Here is a 19,954-nt window from a genome sequence, read left to right on the forward strand (position 1 = left end):
GGTCGTGCAGGTGAGAACTGTGGTGTATTATTACGTGGTACTAAGCGTGAAGACGTAGAGCGTGGTCAAGTATTATGTAAGCCAGGTTCAATTTCACCTCATACTAAGTTTGAGTCAGAAGTTTACGTATTAAGCAAAGATGAAGGTGGACGTCACACTCCATTCTTTAAAGGCTACCGTCCACAGTTTTACTTCCGTACAACTGACATCACAGGTGCAGTAGAATTACCTGAAGGTGTAGAAATGGTAATGCCAGGCGACAACTTAAAGTTTGTTGTAGAGCTAATTAATCCAGTAGCGATGGACGAAGGTTTACGCTTCGCAATCCGTGAAGGTGGTCGTACTGTTGGTGCTGGTGTTGTTTCTAAAATCATCGACTAATATCGAGATTTTAGCTCACTGAGCATAAAGAAAAGGTCGCGAAAGCGGCCTTTTTTGTGTCTGAAACTTAAATTATTTTCAACTTTTCCATTCCCTGACTCTTTGTAAAATCTATGTGATAATACGATTAATATCACAAGGAATTATAAGATGACTGATTGCTTTTATCATTATACCGATGCAGAAACAGCGCTAAAAATATTAACTAAAAAAGAGCTGTGGATGACTCACATCTCATATTTGAATGATACTCAAGAAGGAAAAGACCTACGAGAACATCTGAACCCTAAGGTTAATAATCCTGAAATTCATAAAATATTAGATTATATCGATAGTCATTATGAATCTTATGTCTGCTCTTTATCGAAAAATGGTGATCTGCTTAGTCAATGGCGAGGTTATTGCCCTAAAGGTGAAGGCTATGCGATAGGCTTTCGCCAACCTAATTTCGAAAATAAAGAGCGAGAGGCTTGCTTTAGAGGAGAGGCGGAATCAAATAACGATGCAGCTCATGCTGCGATTCAAGTATCAGAATATCATCGATGTATTTACGGTGAAGAAGAAAAAGAAAGTATCATTGAAGAATTAGCTGAAGCTTTTGAAGCTGATTATAAAGAAATGCCAAATGATATAAAATCTATTGTTTCTCAATTACCTAAAGCACCTTTAAATTGGAAGGCTCTTAATGGACATTTGAATAATGGACTGTGGCTGAAATACTACAGTTACTTTAAGCTTATCTTTAAAGATGAGACGTTTAAGGAGGAAGAGGAGTATAGGTTATTTATTATATTTCATAATCAATACAAACAAACTCCCTGCTACCGTGTGAAGAAAGGTGTTTTCATTCCTTATCATCGTTTTTGTTTTAACGATGATATCTTTAAGGAAATAATCGTACGAAAAACCCCGAATGAAAAATTAAGTCATGAAGGACTGAGCCACTATTTAAAACATAACAAAGGAATGACAGAGGAAAAAATTAAAGACTTTATTAAGATAAGTAACATACCTTATAGGGAGTAATAATTACGTTCTAATGAAAGTACTATAGTCAGGAATGGTTATATTAATTGATAAAATACTTTCTAATTCAGTTTAATTTACCTTTTTATATTGTCGGCGTGCGACAGCACCCAAGGGGCGACGTACCGCGACAATATGATAATAAGGGAAAACTTCAACTAGGAAGTGTTTTTCTGGTTAAATAGTAGCGGTTTATCAAATTTTTGATATGTTTAACGTTTAGTTTTTATGTAAATTTTTGTTACTTAAAGCTTTAACTCTAGTGTTTTAAAAAGTCATTTGAGAGGTTAATCATATTGTTTTATATATACTTTTAAGTCAGTTTTAATTTAATTAATTCTAATATAATTAAAGACTTATTATTATGATTAGTAGATTATTTCGTAAATAATAGTAAAATAACCTCAAGCCTTTTCTTCAAAATGATATAATTTCAATACAAGATTTAATCTTTGCATCGATAAATAGTGTTAGGGGGTGTCTTCGCAATTCAATCGTTTTCCTTAAAACCTAAATGTGAGTAGTGTATGTTTTTTATTGATCAAATTATCTTTTTGGCGGCGATACTAATTTTACTTGGTATTATTTCAAGTCAGTTATCAGCACGTTTAGGACTACCTGTACTTGTACTTTTTTTAATTGTCGGCATGCTGGCAGGTGAAGATGGACCCGGTGGTATTTTGTTTGATAATGCGGAAGCAGCCCATGCATTAGGAACTTTAGCCCTCGCTATGATTTTGTTTGATGGTGGCCTACAAACTCCTTTTAAAGCAATTAAAAAAGTATGGAAGCCTGCGTCTGCTCTTGCCACTTTTGGGGTTTTAATCACAGGTATTGTTACTGGCTATTCTGCGGCATACATATTAGATTTACCTTTGCTACAAGGTATGTTGTTAGGTGCCATTGTTGGTTCAACCGACGCTGCTGCAGTTTTTGCATTACTTCGAAATGCTGGTATTCATTTAAATGACAAACTTAAAGCTACGCTTGAAATAGAAAGTGCGTCGAATGACCCTATGGCAATATTTCTAACAATTGGTTTGTTAGAGATATTAGTTAACGGAATGAAGCCTGGTTCTGGTTTACTAGTAATGTTTATTTCGCAAATGGGGCTTGGCGCAATAGTTGGCCTTGGTGTTGGCTGGCTTTCAATTAAATTGATTAATAAAATCCAACTCGTTGCTGCAGGTTTATACCCTGTATTAGTTGCGGCATGTGGGCTACTTTCTTTTGGTATCGCTGCCAATATTGGTGGTAGCGGCTTTTTAGCGATATTTATTACAGGGGTTGTTATTGGAAATAGCCGCTTTGTATTTCAGCGAAGTACTTTTTTGTTTCATGATGGTTTAGCTTGGCTAAGTCAAATTACTATGTTTGTTGTTTTAGGGTTATTAATAACGCCAACTTCACTCTTAGATGTATGGTTTGAAGGTTTATTAATCGCTTTTGTACTAATTTTTATTGCTCGCCCTCTTGCGGTTATCCCAATTCTGGCGCTATTTGGTTTTAATTTACGTGAAATTTCCTTAGTTTCTTGGGTAGGCTTACGCGGCTCTGTACCAATTATATTAGCAATATTTCCATTGATTTTTGAACTACCCGGAGCAGCATTAATCTTTAATGTCGTATTTTTCGTTGTATTGATTTCAGCAACGTTACAGGGATCAAGTTTGGCTTGGATGGCACGAAAATTAAAACTAACATTAGCTGCGCCAGTAACCCCTACTGCAACCTTGGAAATCACGGCATTAGGCGATGTTGATGCCGATATTGTTGAATATACATTAAGTGATACGTCTAGAGGTGTTGGTCGCCGTTTATCAGAGTTAGCGCTACCTGATAGTGCGGTTATGGCTATGATTACTCGTGAAAGCAAAGTGATTGCTCCTCGAGGTTCAACATTACTACAAGCTGGCGATCATTTATTTATTGTACTCAAACCTGCTGCGAGAATTTTTGTTGATTGTGTCTTTTTAGGTGATATCAACAGCGAAAGAACTGAGTTGCCTAATCGTGAACTTAGGGTTAAAGGGAACACCCATACATCTGATATATTGAATTCATATGGGATTGAAATTGAAGATCAGGTCGAATCGACACTTGAGGAAGTAATTAAACAAACGCTTGAAAATCAACCTAATATAGATTCTTGTGTACAAGTTGGAGATATCCAATTATATGTTCGTGAAATGGTTGGTCAGCGTATAATTACCGTGGGTATTTTAGTCAAACCCTAGTTATCGTAGAAATTGATATATAAAAATTATTAAATATCTTAAGACAATGATACTTTAATGGACATCAGCTCAGCTCAGTGCAATTAAAGACTGAGCATCGAGCAAAGATTATCTTGCAAATATCCCTTGAGTAAAATAGTTTGATCAGTATAATAGCGCTTCACTTCTCGAGTATCTCTTAATTCCCTTTTAAAACTAAGATTCACCCGACAAGTGTAAGTAAATTTTAGGGGTATAGTTCCAATTGGTAGAACAGCGGTCTCCAAAACCGACGGTTGGGAGTTCGAATCTCTCTACCCCTGCCATATTTTAATAAACAGCATATGCTGTTTTGTGTTTAATGCCCAACATTGGGTGTATTGTCTTTAAGACAAGTTATTACAGGTCATTATTATGAATGCAAGTACAGAAAGCCAACCAAGTGGTTCTCTCGACTCTCTAAAATGGATAGTTATAATTCTAATTTTAGCTGGAGCGGTTGTTGGTAACTACCTTTATAGCGATCAATCAGTGCTAATTCGCGCTCTTGGTGTTGTAGCTGCGGTTATTGTTGCAGGTTTAATTGCAATGCAGACTGTTAAGGGGCGTAATGCTGTTGAGTTTGCAAAAGAAGCGCGTACAGAAACTCGTAAAGTGGTTTGGCCAACGAGACAAGAAGCAATTCAAACTACAGGTATCGTACTTGTTGCGACTTTAATAATGGCGGTTATCTTATGGTTATTAGATTCTGCTTTATTTGAGATTGTTGGCTTTATCACAGGATTAAAGGTGTAGTTATGACTGAAGATATTACTAACAATGATGAAAGCGTGACAAACAACGATAGTGTGACTAATACTGAAAGTAATAATCCAAAATTACGTTGGTATGTAGTACAAGCGTTTTCTGGTTATGAAGGCCGTGTACAAAAGACACTTATAGAGCATATTGAAATTAATAACTTACAGGATAAGTTTGGACAAATTCTTGTACCGACAGAAGAAGTTGTTGAAATGCGCGCCGGTCAAAAGCGTAAAAGTGCGCGTAAATTCTTCCCTGGTTATGTCTTAGTTGAAATGGCTATGGATGAAGAAGCGTGGCATTTAGTTAAAAGTGTTCCGCGTGTTTTAGGTTTTATTGGCGGCACGAGTGATCGTCCAGCACCAATCACCCAAAAAGAAGCAGATCGTATATTACAGCGTCTTGAAGACTCAACTGATAAGCCGAAACCTAAAACATTATTTGAAGTGGGTGAAGTTGTACGTGTTACAGATGGACCATTTGCCGACTTTAATGGTGTAGTTGAAGAATTAGATTATGAGAAAAACCGTATTAAAGTGTCGGTATTGATCTTTGGTCGCTCGACCCCAGTTGACCTAGAATTTTCTCAAGTAGAAAAAGGTTAATAAAGCATTTTTTGCAGATTGCAAAATAAAATACATATATAACTTGAATCGGTAGCGTTGATTAATATATAATCCGCTGCCGATTTTTTTTGATAAGTTAAAAATTAATTGAGAAAACGGTCTTATTATTAACGGGGAGCTCAACCTGAAAAGGTTATTGTTATGTTTATAACAGGGCGTTTGCACCCAATTAGAGGAATTTTTAAAGATGGCTAAAAAAGTCCAAGCTTTAATCAAGCTACAAGTAGCTGCTGGTGCAGCTAACCCGTCACCACCAGTTGGTCCAGCATTAGGTCAACACGGTGTGAACATCATGGAATTCTGTAAAGCGTTTAACGCAAAAACAGATTCGTTAGAAAAAGGCGCTCCAGTACCAGTAGTTATTACTGTATACAGTGATCGTTCTTTCACGTTCGAAACAAAAACACCACCAGCTGCATTCTTATTGAAGAAAGCTGCGGGTATCAAGAGCGGTTCAGGTCGTCCTAACACAGAAAAAGTGGGTACTGTTACTACAGCTCAACTTGAAGAAATCGTTAAGACAAAAGAACCTGATTTAACAGCTGGCTCATTAGAAGCTGCTGTGCGTACCATTGCGGGTTCTGCTCGTTCAATGGGTTTAGTGGTAGAGGATTAATCAATGGCTAAATTATCAAAACGCGCTCGTCTTGTTCGTGAAAAAGTAGACGTATTAAAAGATTATGAAATTAACGAAGCACTAGCGCTTTTAAAAGAATTAGCAACAGCTAAATTCAAAGAAAGTGTTGATGTTGCTGTTAACCTTGGCATTGATGCTCGTAAATCAGACCAAAACGTTCGTGGCGCAACTGTATTACCGAATGGTACAGGTCGTGATGTACGTGTAGCTGTTTTCACTCAAGGTGAAAATGCTGAAAAAGCGAAAGCTGCTGGTGCTGATATTGTTGGTATGGAAGACTTAGCTGAATTAGTTAAGAAAGGCGAAATGAACTTTGATGTTGTAATCGCTACTCCAGACGCAATGCGTGTAGTTGGTCAATTAGGTCAAGTATTAGGTCCTCGTGGTTTAATGCCTAACCCTAAAGTTGGTACAGTAACACCTGACGTTGTAACAGCAATTAATAACGCTAAAGCAGGTCAAGTTCGCTACCGTAACGATAAAAACGGTATCATCCATACTACTATTGGTAAGGTTGATTTCGATGACGCTAAGTTAAAAGAAAACTTAGAAGCATTATTGGAAGCGCTTAAAAAAGCAAAACCAGCAAATGCTAAAGGTCAATTTATTAAGAAAATTTCTGTTTCAACTACAATGGGTGCTGGTGTATCAGTAGATCAAAGTAGCTTGGTACTTTAATTTTTAGTAAAACTTCATTTTTTGAAGCTTTACAGGGGCGAAATTTTAAACTATAATCTCGCCCCTTAAAATTTGGTAGGAGTTGTGGGTTATTATTTAAGTAATAACATAAAACAACCCCCGTCCAAGACCGTAGGTGTGTACAATTTGTATGCTTAATGTCCTACGTAGATGGTGATTACCCAGTATTTCCTTAAATTCTGGTCCTCGCCGTAACGGCCTAAAACGGTTTCGTTTTAGGGATTGTAAATACCGGTTGAACCGGTTGAACCAGGAGTTAAAGCCAATGGCTATCAATCTTGATGACAAAAAAGCAATTGTTGCTGAAGTTCAAGAAGCTGCCAAAGGCGCTCAATCAGCTGTAGTCGTGGATTCTCGCGGTGTAACAGTTGAAGCAATTACTGCTTTGCGTAAGCAAGCACGTGAAAACGGTGTATGGATGAAAGTTGTTCGTAACACGTTAGCACGTCGTGCAGTAGAAGGTACTGATTTTGCTTGTCTAACAGACAACTTTACCGGCCCTTCATTAATTGCATTTTCAAACGAGCACCCAGGTGCAGCAGCACGTATTTTTTCAGATTTCGCTAAAACTAACGAGAAATTTGAATTAAAAGCTGCAGCATTTGAAGGCGCTATCGTTGATGTGAAGGTACTTGCTAAGTTACCAACATACGACGAAGCTCTAGCACGTTTAATGAGCGCTATGAAAGAAGCATCTGCAGGCAAGCTTGTCCGTACGATTGCTGCAATTCGCGATCAGAAAGAGCAAGAAGCAGCTTAATAATTGGGTTTATAAAAAACCTAAACACGCTTTTTGTATTAGTAGTTATTAAAAAAATGATCAAAAGATCATTTATTGAAACAGGAAATTTAAAATGTCTATCTCTAAAGACGATATCCTAAACGCAATTGCTGAAATGTCAGTAATGGACGTTGTAGAATTAGTAGAAGCAATGGAAGAAAAATTCGGCGTATCAGCTGCTGCAGCTGTTGCTGTTGCTGGCGGTGACGCTGGTGGTGCTGCTGAAGAACAAACTGAATTCGACGTAATCTTAACTGGTTTCGGCGATAAGAAAGTTGGTGTTATCAAAGCAGTACGTGGCGCTACAGGTTTAGGCCTTAAAGAAGCTAAAGAGTTAGTTGAATCAGCTCCTAAAGCGCTTAAAGAAGGCGTTGAAAAAGCAGAAGCTGAAGAACTTAAGAAAGTTCTTGAAGAAGCAGGCGCTACTGTTGAGCTTAAATAATCTGTTTTTAATAGATTAAATGCCTGAAAAGGCAATGGCTGGTGATTTAAACGTCACCGGCCTTTTTGCGCTAAAGTATTTTGTTTTTCTTAAATCTAATATTTAGGTTTTTTTTTAAACGAAAACAGTGCATTATTTGATGTGTGATAGCATCACTGCAATACCCTGTCTGATACCAATTGGATTAGATAACTGATGAAATTAATGTTTTCAACTCGTTATTTATTCCAATTGGTATTTTAAGGCAGATTCGGCCATAACCAGCAAGCTGAGGAACCCCATGGTTTACTCTTACTCTGAAAAGAAACGTATTCGCAAGGACTTTGGTAAAAGTGCACAAGTAATGGACTATCCATTTTTGTTATCGATCCAACTCGAATCTTTCCGTAAGTTTATAGATATTGATCCTACTGGTGAAGCGGGCCTTGAGGCAGCGTTTCGTTCTATTTTCCCAATTAAAGCCTACTCAGGTAGCTCAGAATTACAATATGTGAGTTATCGTTTAGGTGAACCATTATTTGATGTTAAAGAATGTCAAATTCGGGGTGTAACTTATTCAGCACCGCTTCGTGTAAAATTACGCTTAGTAATTTATGACAAAGAAGCGCCTGCCGGTACAGTAAAAGATATTAAAGAACAAGAAGTTTATATGGGTGAAATCCCGTTAATGACAGACAACGGTACGTTTGTTATTAATGGTACAGAGCGTGTAATTGTTTCTCAATTACATCGTTCACCTGGTGTGTTCTTTGATCACGATAAAGGTAAAACACATTCATCAGGAAAAGTGTTATATAACGCACGCGTTATTCCTTACCGTGGCTCATGGTTGGATTTTGAATTTGATCCGAAAGATAACTTATTCGTGCGTATCGACCGTCGTCGTAAATTACCTGCGTCTATTATCTTACGTGCCTTAGAATACTCTACCGAAGAAATTTTAGACATTTTCTATGATAACACCGCTTTTGAAATTAAAGGCGATAAGTTAATAATGGAACTTGTCCCTGAGCGTTTACGTGGTGAAACGGCAACATTTGACATTATTATGCCAAATGGTGATGTTGTTGTAGAACAAGGGCGTCGCATAACAGCTCGTCATATTCGCCAATTATCGAAAGGTAATGTTACCGAGTTAGAAGTACCAGCTGAATACATTGTTGGTAAAGTATTATCAAAAGCTTATATCGATGAATCAACAGGCGAAGTTATCGCAGAAGCTAATACAGAGTTAACGCTAGAGCTGTTAGCTGAGCTAAGTCAAGCTGGCCATAAAGTGCTATCCACTTTGTATATGAATGAATTTGATGTTGGCTCATATATGTCAGACACTTTGCGTGTTGACTCTTCAACTAATCGCTTAGAAGCACTAGTTGAAATTTACCGCATGATGCGCCCAGGTGAGCCACCAACAAAAGATGCTGCTGAAACACTATTTGCAAATTTATTTTTTGCCTTAGAACGTTATGACTTATCAACAGTTGGCCGTATGAAGTTCAACCGTCGTGTTGGTCGCGATGTTGAAACAGGCGACGGTATTCTGTCAAAAGAAGACATTATTGCGGTAATGAAAACGTTAATCGATATTCGCGATGGTAAAGGTGAAGTCGACGATATCGATCATTTAGGTAATCGCCGTATTCGTAGTGTTGGTGAAATGGCAGAAAACCAATTCCGTGTTGGTTTAGTTCGCGTTGAACGTGCAGTGCGTGAGCGCTTAAGTTTAGGTGACCTAGACGCTATAATGCCTCAAGACTTAATTAATGCGAAACCTATTTCTGCGGCAGTAAAAGAGTTCTTCGGCTCTTCACAATTGTCTCAGTTTATGGACCAAAACAACCCATTGTCAGAAGTAAAGCATAAGCGTAGTATTTCTGCTTTAGGCCCAGGTGGTTTAACTCGTGAACGTGCTGGTTTTGAAGTGCGAGATGTTCACCCAACGCATTATGGTCGTGTCTGTCCGATTGAAACACCAGAAGGTCCAAACATTGGTTTGATTAACTCGTTATCGTGTTATGCACGAACTAACGATTATGGTTTCTTAGAAACACCTTATCGCAAAATTGTTGATGGTGTGGTAACTGACGAAATAGACTACCTTTCAGCCATTGAAGAGGGTAATTTTATTATCGCTCAAACCAATGCTGAGATTGATGCAGACGGTAAATTAGTTGATGGGCTTGTACAGTGTCGTCATAAAAATGAATTTACGCTAATGTCAGCTGAGCAAGTTCAGTATATGGACGTATCGCCCCAGCAAATTGTATCGGTTTCGGCTTCATTAATTCCATTCTTAGAGCACGATGATGCTAACCGCGCATTAATGGGCTCGAACATGCAACGTCAAGCAGTGCCTACATTAAAAGTAGATAAGCCACTTGTTGGTACGGGCATGGAAAAAATTGTTGCCGTTGACTCTGGTGTAACTGTTGTTGCAAAGCGTGGTGGTGTTGTTGACTACGTTGATGCGTCGCGTATTGTCGTGAAAGTAAACGATAATGAAATGCGTCCAGGTGAAGCTGGTATCGATATTTACAATTTGACTAAATATACTCGCTCAAACCAAAACACCTGTATTAATCAGCGTCCAAATTGTCGAACAGGCGAACCTGTGGTTCGTGGTGACGTATTAGCAGACGGCCCATCAACAGACATGGGTGAGTTAGCACTTGGTCAAAATATGCGTATAGCATTTATGCCTTGGAATGGTTACAACTTTGAAGATTCAATGTTGCTTTCTGAGCGTGTAGCGCAAGAAGATCGTTTTACAACAATTCATATTCAAGAATTAACCTGTATTGCACGTGATACTAAATTAGGCTCTGAAGAAATTACTTCTGATATTCCTAATGTTGGTGAATCGGCATTATCTAAACTAGATGAAGCAGGTGTTGTTTATATTGGTGCTGAAGTTAATGGTGGTGATATTTTAGTGGGTAAAGTAACCCCTAAAGGTGAAACCCAATTAACGCCAGAAGAAAAACTATTACGTGCAATTTTTGGTGAAAAAGCGGCTGATGTTAAAGATAGCTCATTACGCGTTCCTAATTCAGTATCAGGTACCATTATTGACGTACAAATCTTTACCCGTGACGGTGTTGAAAAAGATAAGCGCGCTGTAGAAATTGAAGAAATGCAGCTTAAAGAAGTTAAGAAAGATTTAGGCGATGAATTTGCTATTTTAGAAGATGGTATTTATGCACGAGCGAAGAAACTATTACTTTCTGCGGGCTTAAATGATTCTGATCTAAACAGCATGTCACGTGATAAGTGGTTAGTGCAAAATTTATCTGATGAAGCACAACAAGCGGAATTAGAGCAAATTGCTGAGCAATACGACAATATTAAAGCTGACTTCGATAAGAAATATGAAGTTAAACGTCGTAAAATCACTCAAGGTGATGATTTAGCACCAGGCGTTTTAAAAATTGTTAAAGTTTACTTAGCGGTTAAACGTCGTATACAGCCAGGTGATAAAATGGCTGGTCGTCATGGTAACAAGGGTGTTATATCAAATGTAGTACCTGTTGAAGATATGCCATACGATGAGAATGGTGTACCAGTAGATATCGTGTTAAACCCATTGGGTGTACCATCACGTATGAACATTGGTCAGATTTTAGAAACTCACTTAGGTATGGCGGCACGCGGTATCGGTGAAAAAATCAACCGTATGTTAGAAGAGCAACGTGAATTAGCTAAATTACGCGCTTTCTTAAAAGAAGTGTATGAGTTAGGTGAATCTCGTCAAGAAGTTGATATTGATAGCTTCTCAGATGATGAAGTATTACGTTTAGCTGATAATTTACGAGCTGGTCTACCGATTGCTACACCTGTATTTGATGGGGCAAGTGAACGTGAGATCAAAGACTTATTCAAACTAGCGGATATGCCTGAAAGCGGTCAGTTTACCTTAACTGATGGTCGTACAGGTCGTGAGTTTGAACGTCCAGTAACTGTTGGCTACATGTATATGTTGAAACTTAACCATTTAGTTGATGACAAAATGCATGCACGTTCAACAGGTTCTTATAGCTTAGTAACCCAACAACCACTTGGCGGTAAAGCGCAATTTGGTGGTCAGCGTTTCGGTGAGATGGAAGTATGGGCATTAGAAGCCTACGGTGCTGCCTATACACTACAAGAAATGCTAACGGTTAAATCAGATGATGTTAACGGTCGTACCAAAATGTATAAAAACTTGGTTGACGGTGATCATCGTATGGAACCGGGGATTCCTGAGTCGTTCAACGTATTGTTGAAAGAGATCCGCTCGTTAGGTATTAACATCGAGTTAGATCAGGAATAAGCATAAAGCTTCGTTGCTGAACGTATCAGTACATGGACAAGAGCAAATAAATGCTCTTGTCCGAAGGTTAACTCCGACAGGAGATAGAGTGTGAAAGATTTACTTAAGTTTCTTAAGCAACAAAATCAAACAGAAGAGTTCGATGGTATTCGCATCGGATTAGCATCACCAGATATGATCCGTTCATGGTCATTTGGTGAAGTGAAGAAACCTGAGACGATTAATTATCGTACTTTTAAACCAGAACGTGACGGTTTATTCTGTGCGCGTATATTTGGTCCAGTTAAAGATTATGAATGTCTTTGTGGCAAATATAAACGTCTTAAGCATCGTGGTGTTATTTGTGAAAAATGTGGCGTTGAAGTTACATTAACAAAAGTTCGTCGTGACCGTATGGGTCATATCGAATTAGCAAGCCCAGTTGCTCACATTTGGTTCTTAAAATCATTACCATCGCGTATTGGTTTATTACTTGATATGACATTACGTGATATTGAGCGAGTACTATATTTTGAATCTTATGTTGTCACCGAACCTGGTATGACAACATTAGAAAAAAGTGCAATTCTAACGGAAGAAGAATATCTTGACGCGTTAGAAGAGCACGGTGACGAATTCGACGCAAAAATGGGTGCTGAAGCCGTTTTAGCCTTACTTCAACAAATAGATTTAGATGCTGAAGTAGCGCAAATGCGTGAAGAATTACCAGAGATTGGTAGTGAGACCAAACGTAAAAAAATCACAAAACGCTTGAAATTAATGGAAGCGTTTGCCCAGTCTGGTAATAAGCCAGAGTGGATGATTATGTCGGTACTACCAATTTTACCGCCTGATTTACGTCCTCTAGTACCTCTTGATGGTGGTCGTTTTGCGACTTCTGATTTGAACGACTTATACCGTCGTGTAATTAATCGTAATAACCGTCTTAAGCGTTTATTAGATCTAATTGCACCAGATATTATCGTACGTAACGAAAAACGTATGTTGCAAGAGTCCGTTGATGCATTATTAGATAATGGTCGTCGTGGTAGAGCAATTACTGGTTCAAACAAACGTCCATTAAAATCACTTGCTGACATGATTAAAGGTAAGCAGGGTCGATTCCGTCAAAACTTACTTGGTAAGCGTGTTGATTATTCTGGTCGTTCTGTAATTACAGTAGGTCCAACATTACGTTTACATCAGTGTGGTTTACCTAAGAAAATGGCGCTTGAATTATTCAAGCCATTTATTTACGGTAAATTAGAAGCACGTGGTTTAGCGACAACAATTAAAGCGGCTAAAAAATTAGTTGAGCGTGAAGGCGCAGAAGTATGGGATGTATTAGACGAAGTAATTCGTGAACATCCAGTTATGCTTAACCGTGCACCAACACTTCATAGACTGGGTATCCAAGCATTTGAACCCGTGTTGATTGAAGGTAAAGCAATTCATCTTCATCCATTAGTTTGTGCGGCATACAACGCCGATTTTGATGGTGACCAAATGGCGGTACACGTACCGTTAACATTAGAAGCTCAGCTTGAAGCTCGTGCTTTAATGATGTCTACGAACAACGTGTTATCTCCAGCTAACGGTGACCCAATTATCGTACCATCACAGGATGTTGTATTAGGTCTTTATTACTTAACGCGTGACCGTATTAACGGTTTAGGTGAAGGCATGGTATTTGCTGACACTAAAGAAGCTGAAAAAGCTTACCGCACAGGCGTAGCTGAATTACATGCTCGCGTTAAAATTCGAATTACTGAACATGTTCGCAATAGTGATGGTGAATTAGTAGCACAAACAAACTTACGTGATACGACAGTAGGTCGCGCTATATTGTGGCAAGTTTGTCCAAAAGGCTTACCGTATGACTTAATTGATCAACCGTTAGGCAAGAAACCTATTTCACGCTTGATTAACCATGCATATCGTAACCTTGGTTTAAAAGATACTGTTATTTTTGCTGATCACATCATGTATACCGGTTTTCACTATGCGATGATCGCAGGTGCGTCTGTTGGTATCGACGATATGGTTATTCCTGATGCGAAATACACGATTATTGATGCAGCAGAAGAAGAAGTTACTGAGATTCAAACTCAATTTGAGCAAGGTCTTGTAACTGCAGGTGAGAAATATAACAAAGTTATTGATATTTGGTCGTCAGCTAACGAGAAAGTTTCGAAAGCTATGATGGATAACTTGTCGAAAGAGCAAGTATTGAATCGTGACGGTGAAATGGAAGAACAAGACTCTTTCAACTCAATATTTATGATGGCTGACTCAGGTGCTCGTGGTAGTGCGGCTCAGATACGTCAGCTAGCTGGTATGCGTGGTTTGATGGCAAAACCAGACGGTTCAATCATCGAAACGCCGATCACAGCTAACTTCCGTGAAGGTCTGAACGTATTACAATACTTCATCTCAACGCATGGTGCGCGTAAAGGTCTAGCTGATACGGCACTTAAAACAGCTAACTCGGGTTACTTAACTCGTCGTTTAGTTGATGTTGCACAAGATCTTGTAGTAACAGAGCATGACTGTGGTACTCATGACGGATTATTAATGACACCATTGATTGAAGGTGGTGATGTTGTTGAGCCATTACGAGAGCGTGTACTTGGGCGTGTTGTTGCTGAAGATGTTGTTATTCCTGGTACTGAAGAAGTTTTACTTCCTCGTAACACACTGATTGACGAGAATCTATGTGATGTTATTGAAGAGCATTCAGTAGACCAAATTAAAGTACGTTCTATCATTACATGTCAAAATGACTTTGGTATATGTGCAAATTGTTATGGTCGTGATTTGGCTCGTGGCCACATGATTAACCAAGGTGAAGCTATTGGTGTTGTTGCAGCACAATCAATCGGTGAACCAGGTACACAGTTAACCATGCGTACGTTCCATATTGGTGGTGCGGCTTCTCGTGCATCTGCTGAAAATAACGTACAAGTGAAGAACTCAGGCACAATTAAACTTCAGAATGCTAAGTTTGTAACAAACTCGGCTGATCATATAGTTATCACATCTCGTTCATCAGAAATTACGGTAATTGATGAATTAGGGCGTGAAAAAGAACGCTACAAAGTACCTTATGGTGCCGTTCTTTCTAAGAAAGATGGCGAAGCGATTGAAGCTGGTGATGTCATAGCAAATTGGGATCCGCATACACATCCAATTATTACGGAAGTGGCTGGTAAGGTTCAATTTGTTGAATTAATTGATGGCGTAACCATGGTTCGCCAAACAGATGATTTAACTGGTTTATCATCACTTGTTGTCACTGAAGTTGGCCAACGTAACAGTGCGGGTAAAGAAATGCGCCCTATGGTTAAATTGGTAGACGCTAAAGGTAATGATGTAATGATTGCTGGCACAGAAATTCCAGCGCAATACTACTTACCAGGTAATGCGATTGTTAACCTTGAAGATGGTGCCGAAGTAAACATCGGTGATGCGTTAGCACGTATACCACAAGAGAGTTCAAAAACTCGTGATATTACTGGTGGTCTGCCTAGAGTTGCTGATTTATTTGAAGCTCGTAAGCCTAAACTTCCTGCAATTCTTGCAGAAAAAACAGGTATTATAGGCTTCGGGAAAGAAACAAAAGGTAAGATCAGACTTCTAATAACTCAACCTAACGGTGAAGTTTATGAAGAAATGATCCCTAAAACGCGTCAATTAAACGTGTTCGAAGGTGAATCGGTTCAAATTGGTGAAGTTATTGCCGATGGTCCAGAGTCTCCACATGATATTCTTCGTTTACGTGGTGTAGCACCAGTTGCTAACTATATTGTTAACGAAGTACAAGAAGTTTACCGCTTACAGGGTGTAAAGATTAACGATAAACATATTGAAGTTATCGTACGTCAGATGATTCGTAAGTGTGAAATTTTAGACGCAGGTGATTCAGAATTCTTAAAAGGTGAGCAAGTTGAAGTGGCACGCGTGAAAATCGCGAACCGTGAACTTGAAGCTGCGGGCAAACGTCCGGCTGAATTTGAAATGCAAATGATGGGTATTACTAAAGCATCGTTAGCAACAGAATCATTTATTTCTGCTGCATCGTTCCAAGAAACTACGCGAGTATTAACCGAAGCTGCCGTTGGTGGTAAGAAAGATAGCTTACGAGGTTTGAAAGAAAACGTTATTGTTGGTCGCCTAATTCCAGCAGGTACAGGTTATGCTTATCATCAGGAGCGCGCGCGTAAACGCAATGCAAGTGCTGTTGTTGAAGAAGTTACCGTATCAGCAGATGAAGCGGCTCAAGCATTAACTGATGCGCTTAATGCAGACTTAGCATCAGATTGATGAATAAGGCTGATATTAGGATAAGTATCAAATTTAACCTGTAAAATAAGCACTAAGGCTTGACAGGTTAAAGCTTGACCTATAGAATTCCGCGACCTTATATTCTGTACTTAATGTACTTTGAATTTAGGGTCGCGGTTTTTCACGTTTATAAGCGGGTAATTTGGCAAACTTAGTCAATAAATGTTACCCATTGTTTTAATTAATCAGGAGCTATAATGGCAACTATTAACCAATTGGTACGTAAACCACGTGTCAGACAGGTTCAAAAAAGTAACGTTCCGGCGTTACAAGCTTGTCCACAACGTCGTGGCGTATGTACTCGTGTGTATACAACTACACCAAAAAAACCAAACTCAGCATTACGTAAAGTTGCTCGTGTTCGTTTAACTAACGGCTATTACAAGAGCATAGCGTTATATTAATTCGCGGTGGTCGTGTAAAAGATTTACCAGGTGTGCGTTATCACACAGTTCGTGGTGCACTTGATTGTTCAGGTGTTAACGACAGAAGACAAGGCCGTTCTAAGTACGGTGCTAAACGACCTAAATCTTAAGTTTCCCCTACCTCTTCCCTAATTTAGGTAGTGAGAGATAAGAAACGTTAAGTAAGGCCAAATTACTAATTTTATATTTTGGATTAATCCTGAATACAACGGAGAATTAAGATGCCAAGAAGACGCGTCGTTGGGCAACGTAAAATATTGCCAGATCCTAAGTTCCATAATGAACTTTTAGCAAAATTCATCAACATCCTTATGGTTGATGGTAAAAAATCTACTGCAGAAAAAATCGTTTACGGTGCATTAGACATTTTAACTGAAAAAAATTCTGAAAAAACTCACTTAGAGCTTTTTGAAGAAGCGCTTGATAACATTCGCCCACAAGTCGAGGTTAAGTCTCGTCGTGTTGGTGGTTCTACTTATCAAGTACCAGTTGAAGTACGTCCTGTGCGTCGTAACGCACTAGCCATGCGTTGGTTAGTTGAAGCAGCTCGTAAACGTGGTGAAAAATCAATGGCTCAGCGCCTTGCTAACGAAATGCTTGATGCATCAGATAGCAAAGGTTCAGCGGTTAAGAAACGTGAAGACGTTCACCGTATGGCCGAAGCGAACAAAGCATTCGCTCACTATCGCTGGTAAACACGATAGTAAAAAATTGAATGGCGTAGTTGTTAATTTCATAAATTTGCAACTACGCCTTTCTACAATGGATATTTTGAATAGGCTATAACCAAATAGTTTCGAAAAGCATATTGAAGTTATTTGAATATATCTTTTTAGTACTGAGGAATAATTAGTGGCTCGTATCACCCCTATTGAGCGTTACCGAAATATTGGTATTTGTGCGCACGTAGATGCAGGTAAAACGACAACAACCGAACGTGTTTTGTTCTATACAGGTTTATCACATAAAATTGGTGAAGTGCATGATGGTGCAGCAACAATGGATTGGATGGAACAAGAGCAAGAGCGCGGGATCACTATTACCTCAGCAGCAACAACATGCTTTTGGAAAGGGATGGATGCTCAGTTTGACAACCATCGCATTAATATTATTGATACTCCGGGTCATGTGGACTTCACCATTGAAGTTGAGCGCTCTTTAAGAGTGCTTGATGGTGCGGTATTAGTACTGTGTGGTTCTTCAGGTGTGCAACCACAGACTGAAACTGTTTGGCGTCAAATGGAAAAGTACGCTGTTCCTCGTATGGTGTTTGTAAACAAAATGGATCGTACAGGCGCAAACTTTTTAAATGTTGTTGAGCAATTAGGTACGCGCTTAGGTGCTAATGCTGTGCCAATTCAGTTAGCGATAGGTGCTGAAGAAGATTTTAAAGGTGTTATCGACCTAATTAAAATGAAAGCGATAAACTGGAATGAAGCGGATCAAGGAATGACATTTACCTACGAGCCGATTCCAGAAGATATGCAAGAAGTAGCTGAAGAATGGCGTGAAAATTTAATATCAGAAGCCGCTGAAGCAAATGAAGAGTTAATGGACAAATACCTTGAAGAAGGTGATTTAACCGAAGCTGAAATTAAAAATGCTTTAAGACAACGAACACTTAATAATGAAGTAATATTGTGTGCTTGTGGTTCAGCCTTCAAAAATAAAGGTGTTCAAGCTGTTTTAGATTGTGTTGTTGAATATTTACCCTCGCCAACTGAAGTGGCTGCAATTACGGGAATTAACAACGATAAAAATGAAACCGAAGGCGTAAGAGAAGCTGACGACTCAGCCCCTTTTTCAGCGCTCGCTTTCAAAATAGCTACCGACCCATTTGTCGGAACGTTAACTTTTTTTAGAGTATATTCAGGGGTTGTAAAAACCGGTGATACTGTTTTTAATCCCATTAAAGGTAAAAAAGAACGCTTTGGACGTATTGTGCAAATGCATGCCAATGATCGTCAAGAAATTAAAGAAGTCCATGCTGGTGATATTGCTGCTGCAATTGGGATGAAAGACGTAACAACAGGTGATACTTTATGTGATCCTAATCATGTTATTACACTTGAACGTATGGAATTTCCAGATCCTGTAATATCTATTGCTGTTGAACCAAAAACAGTAGTTGACCAAGAGAAAATGGCTATTGCATTAGGTAAGCTTGCAGCAGAAGATCCGTCGTTTCATGTTGAAACTGATGATGAAACCGGTCAAACCATTATTTCAGGAATGGGTGAGCTACATTTAGATATTATTGTTGACCGTATGAAACGTGAATTTAGCGTTGATTGCAATGTTGGTAAACCACAAGTGTCTTATCGTGAAACTATTCGTTCGACGGTAGAAGTTGAAGGGAAATTTGTTAGACAATCTGGTGGTAAAGGGCAGTTTGGTCATGTATGGCTGAAAATGGAACCCTTGCCTGAAGGTAAAGGTTTCGAATTTGTAAACGAAATCACTGGTGGTGTTGTTCCAAAAGAATATATACCGGCAGTTGAAAAAGGCTGTCGCGAACAAATGGATTCTGGCGTCTTAGCTGGTTTTCCATTACTAGATGTGAAAGTAACACTTTATGATGGCTCATTTCATGATGTTGACTCTAACGAAATGGCGTTTAAAGTTGCCGCTTCTATGGGCTTTAGGAAAGGTGCTTTAGAAGCTTCTCCTGTATTACTTGAGCCGATGATGAAAGTTGAAGTCACTACACCGGAAGAAAATATGGGTGATGTAGTTGGCGACTTGAACCGTCGTCGTGGCATTATTGATGGTATGGACGAAGGTTTTGCAGGCTTAAGAATTGTAAATGCTCTTGTACCATTAGCAGAAATGTTTGGCTATGCCACTGATTTACGTAGTGCAACGCAAGGTAGAGCATCATACTCTATGGAATTTAAGCAATATAATGAGGCACCGAAAGCGGTTGCACAATCAGTAATTGAAGGGCGTGGTGGAGTAATCTAATACGCTAAACAAAATAAGAAATTATTTTGTTAAAAAATTTTGAACTATGAAAATTAACTTATTTATGTAGTTCAATATAAAAACAAGCTCCAAGTGAGTTTGTTCTAAGGTGAAGAGTTTAGCATTGGTTTTTGACAAGGGGTCTTACCTTATCTAAAATGAGTGGTTAACGCGACATCTTTTAACTCTCGCTGAGAGGATAAATAATTTAATCTAATTGATATCTTTTTAAGGTAATTGAAAAATGGCTAAAGCAAAATTTGAACGTAATAAACCACATGTAAACGTTGGTACAATCGGACACGTTGACCACGGTAAAACAAC

At 38.8% G+C, this 19,954-nt stretch carries 13 protein-coding genes, 1 tRNA gene and 2 pseudogenes; all 16 read left to right on the forward strand.

What is annotated here, in order from left to right; genetic code table 11:
- A partial coding sequence (locus IE155_RS17460) for an EF-Tu C-terminal domain-related protein (protein WP_506054835.1) occupies positions 1–381 on the forward strand: 381 nt, incomplete at its 5' end.
- A gap of 150 nt (positions 382–531) precedes the next feature.
- A complete protein-coding gene (locus IE155_RS17465; protein WP_189379589.1) occupies positions 532–1,407 on the forward strand; it encodes a DUF2971 domain-containing protein in 876 nt (291 codons plus the stop codon).
- Positions 1,408–1,934: 527 nt separating this feature from the next.
- The gene (locus tag IE155_RS17470) at positions 1,935–3,644 is read left to right on the forward strand and encodes a potassium/proton antiporter (RefSeq protein ID WP_189379590.1); all 1,710 of its coding nucleotides are present in this window, start codon (positions 1,935–1,937) and stop codon (positions 3,642–3,644) included.
- Positions 3,645–3,872: 228 nt separating this feature from the next.
- A tRNA-Trp gene (locus tag IE155_RS17475) sits at positions 3,873–3,949 on the forward strand.
- 88 nt (positions 3,950–4,037) lie between these two features.
- Entirely contained in the window at positions 4,038–4,418 is a 381-nt protein-coding gene (gene secE, locus IE155_RS17480) for a preprotein translocase subunit SecE (protein ID WP_189379592.1), read from the forward strand.
- Between the two features lie 2 nt (positions 4,419–4,420).
- Positions 4,421–5,029 (forward strand): transcription termination/antitermination protein NusG, encoded by a 609-nt coding sequence (gene nusG, locus IE155_RS17485; protein WP_229817446.1) that lies wholly within the window; start codon positions 4,421–4,423, stop codon positions 5,027–5,029.
- 208 nt (positions 5,030–5,237) lie between these two features.
- On the forward strand, positions 5,238–5,666 hold the full coding sequence (gene rplK / locus IE155_RS17490; protein WP_189379593.1) for a 50S ribosomal protein L11: 429 nt from the start codon (positions 5,238–5,240) through the stop codon (positions 5,664–5,666).
- Positions 5,667–5,669: 3 nt separating this feature from the next.
- A complete protein-coding gene (gene rplA / locus IE155_RS17495; protein WP_189379595.1) occupies positions 5,670–6,365 on the forward strand; it encodes a 50S ribosomal protein L1 in 696 nt (231 codons plus the stop codon).
- Between the two features lie 286 nt (positions 6,366–6,651).
- Positions 6,652–7,146, forward strand: coding sequence for a 50S ribosomal protein L10 (gene rplJ / locus IE155_RS17500; RefSeq protein ID WP_189379597.1), 495 nt, complete (start codon positions 6,652–6,654; stop codon positions 7,144–7,146).
- Between the two features lie 94 nt (positions 7,147–7,240).
- On the forward strand, positions 7,241–7,609 hold the full coding sequence (rplL, locus tag IE155_RS17505) for a 50S ribosomal protein L7/L12 (RefSeq protein WP_189379599.1): 369 nt from the start codon (positions 7,241–7,243) through the stop codon (positions 7,607–7,609).
- Between the two features lie 280 nt (positions 7,610–7,889).
- Positions 7,890–11,918, forward strand: coding sequence for a DNA-directed RNA polymerase subunit beta (rpoB, locus tag IE155_RS17510; protein ID WP_189379601.1), 4,029 nt, complete (start codon positions 7,890–7,892; stop codon positions 11,916–11,918).
- A 90-nt stretch (positions 11,919–12,008) separates the two neighbouring features.
- Positions 12,009–16,220, forward strand: a complete 4,212-nt coding sequence (gene rpoC / locus IE155_RS17515; protein ID WP_189379603.1) for a DNA-directed RNA polymerase subunit beta' — start codon at positions 12,009–12,011, stop codon at positions 16,218–16,220.
- A 218-nt stretch (positions 16,221–16,438) separates the two neighbouring features.
- Positions 16,439–16,776, forward strand: a pseudogene (gene rpsL / locus IE155_RS17520) (30S ribosomal protein S12).
- 111 nt (positions 16,777–16,887) lie between these two features.
- Positions 16,888–17,361: a 30S ribosomal protein S7 gene (rpsG, locus tag IE155_RS17525; RefSeq protein ID WP_184426790.1), complete on the forward strand. Its 474-nt coding sequence runs from the start codon at positions 16,888–16,890 to the stop codon at positions 17,359–17,361.
- Between the two features lie 157 nt (positions 17,362–17,518).
- The gene (gene fusA, locus IE155_RS17530; RefSeq protein ID WP_189379605.1) at positions 17,519–19,630 is read left to right on the forward strand and encodes an elongation factor G; all 2,112 of its coding nucleotides are present in this window, start codon (positions 17,519–17,521) and stop codon (positions 19,628–19,630) included.
- A gap of 244 nt (positions 19,631–19,874) precedes the next feature.
- Positions 19,875–19,954: pseudogene (locus IE155_RS17535) on the forward strand (elongation factor Tu); the annotation flags it as partial.

The sequence above is a fragment of the Thalassotalea profundi genome (genome assembly GCF_014653195.1).
Taxonomy (GTDB): domain Bacteria; phylum Pseudomonadota; class Gammaproteobacteria; order Enterobacterales; family Alteromonadaceae; genus Thalassotalea_B; species Thalassotalea_B profundi.

Coding starts and splice junctions, on each gene's coding strand:
- IE155_RS17465 (WP_189379589.1), top strand. CDS start 532: ATGACTGATTGCTTTTATCATTATACCGATGCAGAAACAGCGCTAAAA.
- IE155_RS17470 (WP_189379590.1), top strand. CDS start 1,935: ATGTTTTTTATTGATCAAATTATCTTTTTGGCGGCGATACTAATTTTA.
- secE (WP_189379592.1), top strand. CDS start 4,038: ATGAATGCAAGTACAGAAAGCCAACCAAGTGGTTCTCTCGACTCTCTA.
- nusG (WP_229817446.1), top strand. CDS start 4,421: ATGACTGAAGATATTACTAACAATGATGAAAGCGTGACAAACAACGAT.
- rplK (WP_189379593.1), top strand. CDS start 5,238: ATGGCTAAAAAAGTCCAAGCTTTAATCAAGCTACAAGTAGCTGCTGGT.
- rplA (WP_189379595.1), top strand. CDS start 5,670: ATGGCTAAATTATCAAAACGCGCTCGTCTTGTTCGTGAAAAAGTAGAC.
- rplJ (WP_189379597.1), top strand. CDS start 6,652: ATGGCTATCAATCTTGATGACAAAAAAGCAATTGTTGCTGAAGTTCAA.
- rplL (WP_189379599.1), top strand. CDS start 7,241: ATGTCTATCTCTAAAGACGATATCCTAAACGCAATTGCTGAAATGTCA.
- rpoB (WP_189379601.1), top strand. CDS start 7,890: ATGGTTTACTCTTACTCTGAAAAGAAACGTATTCGCAAGGACTTTGGT.
- rpsG (WP_184426790.1), top strand. CDS start 16,888: ATGCCAAGAAGACGCGTCGTTGGGCAACGTAAAATATTGCCAGATCCT.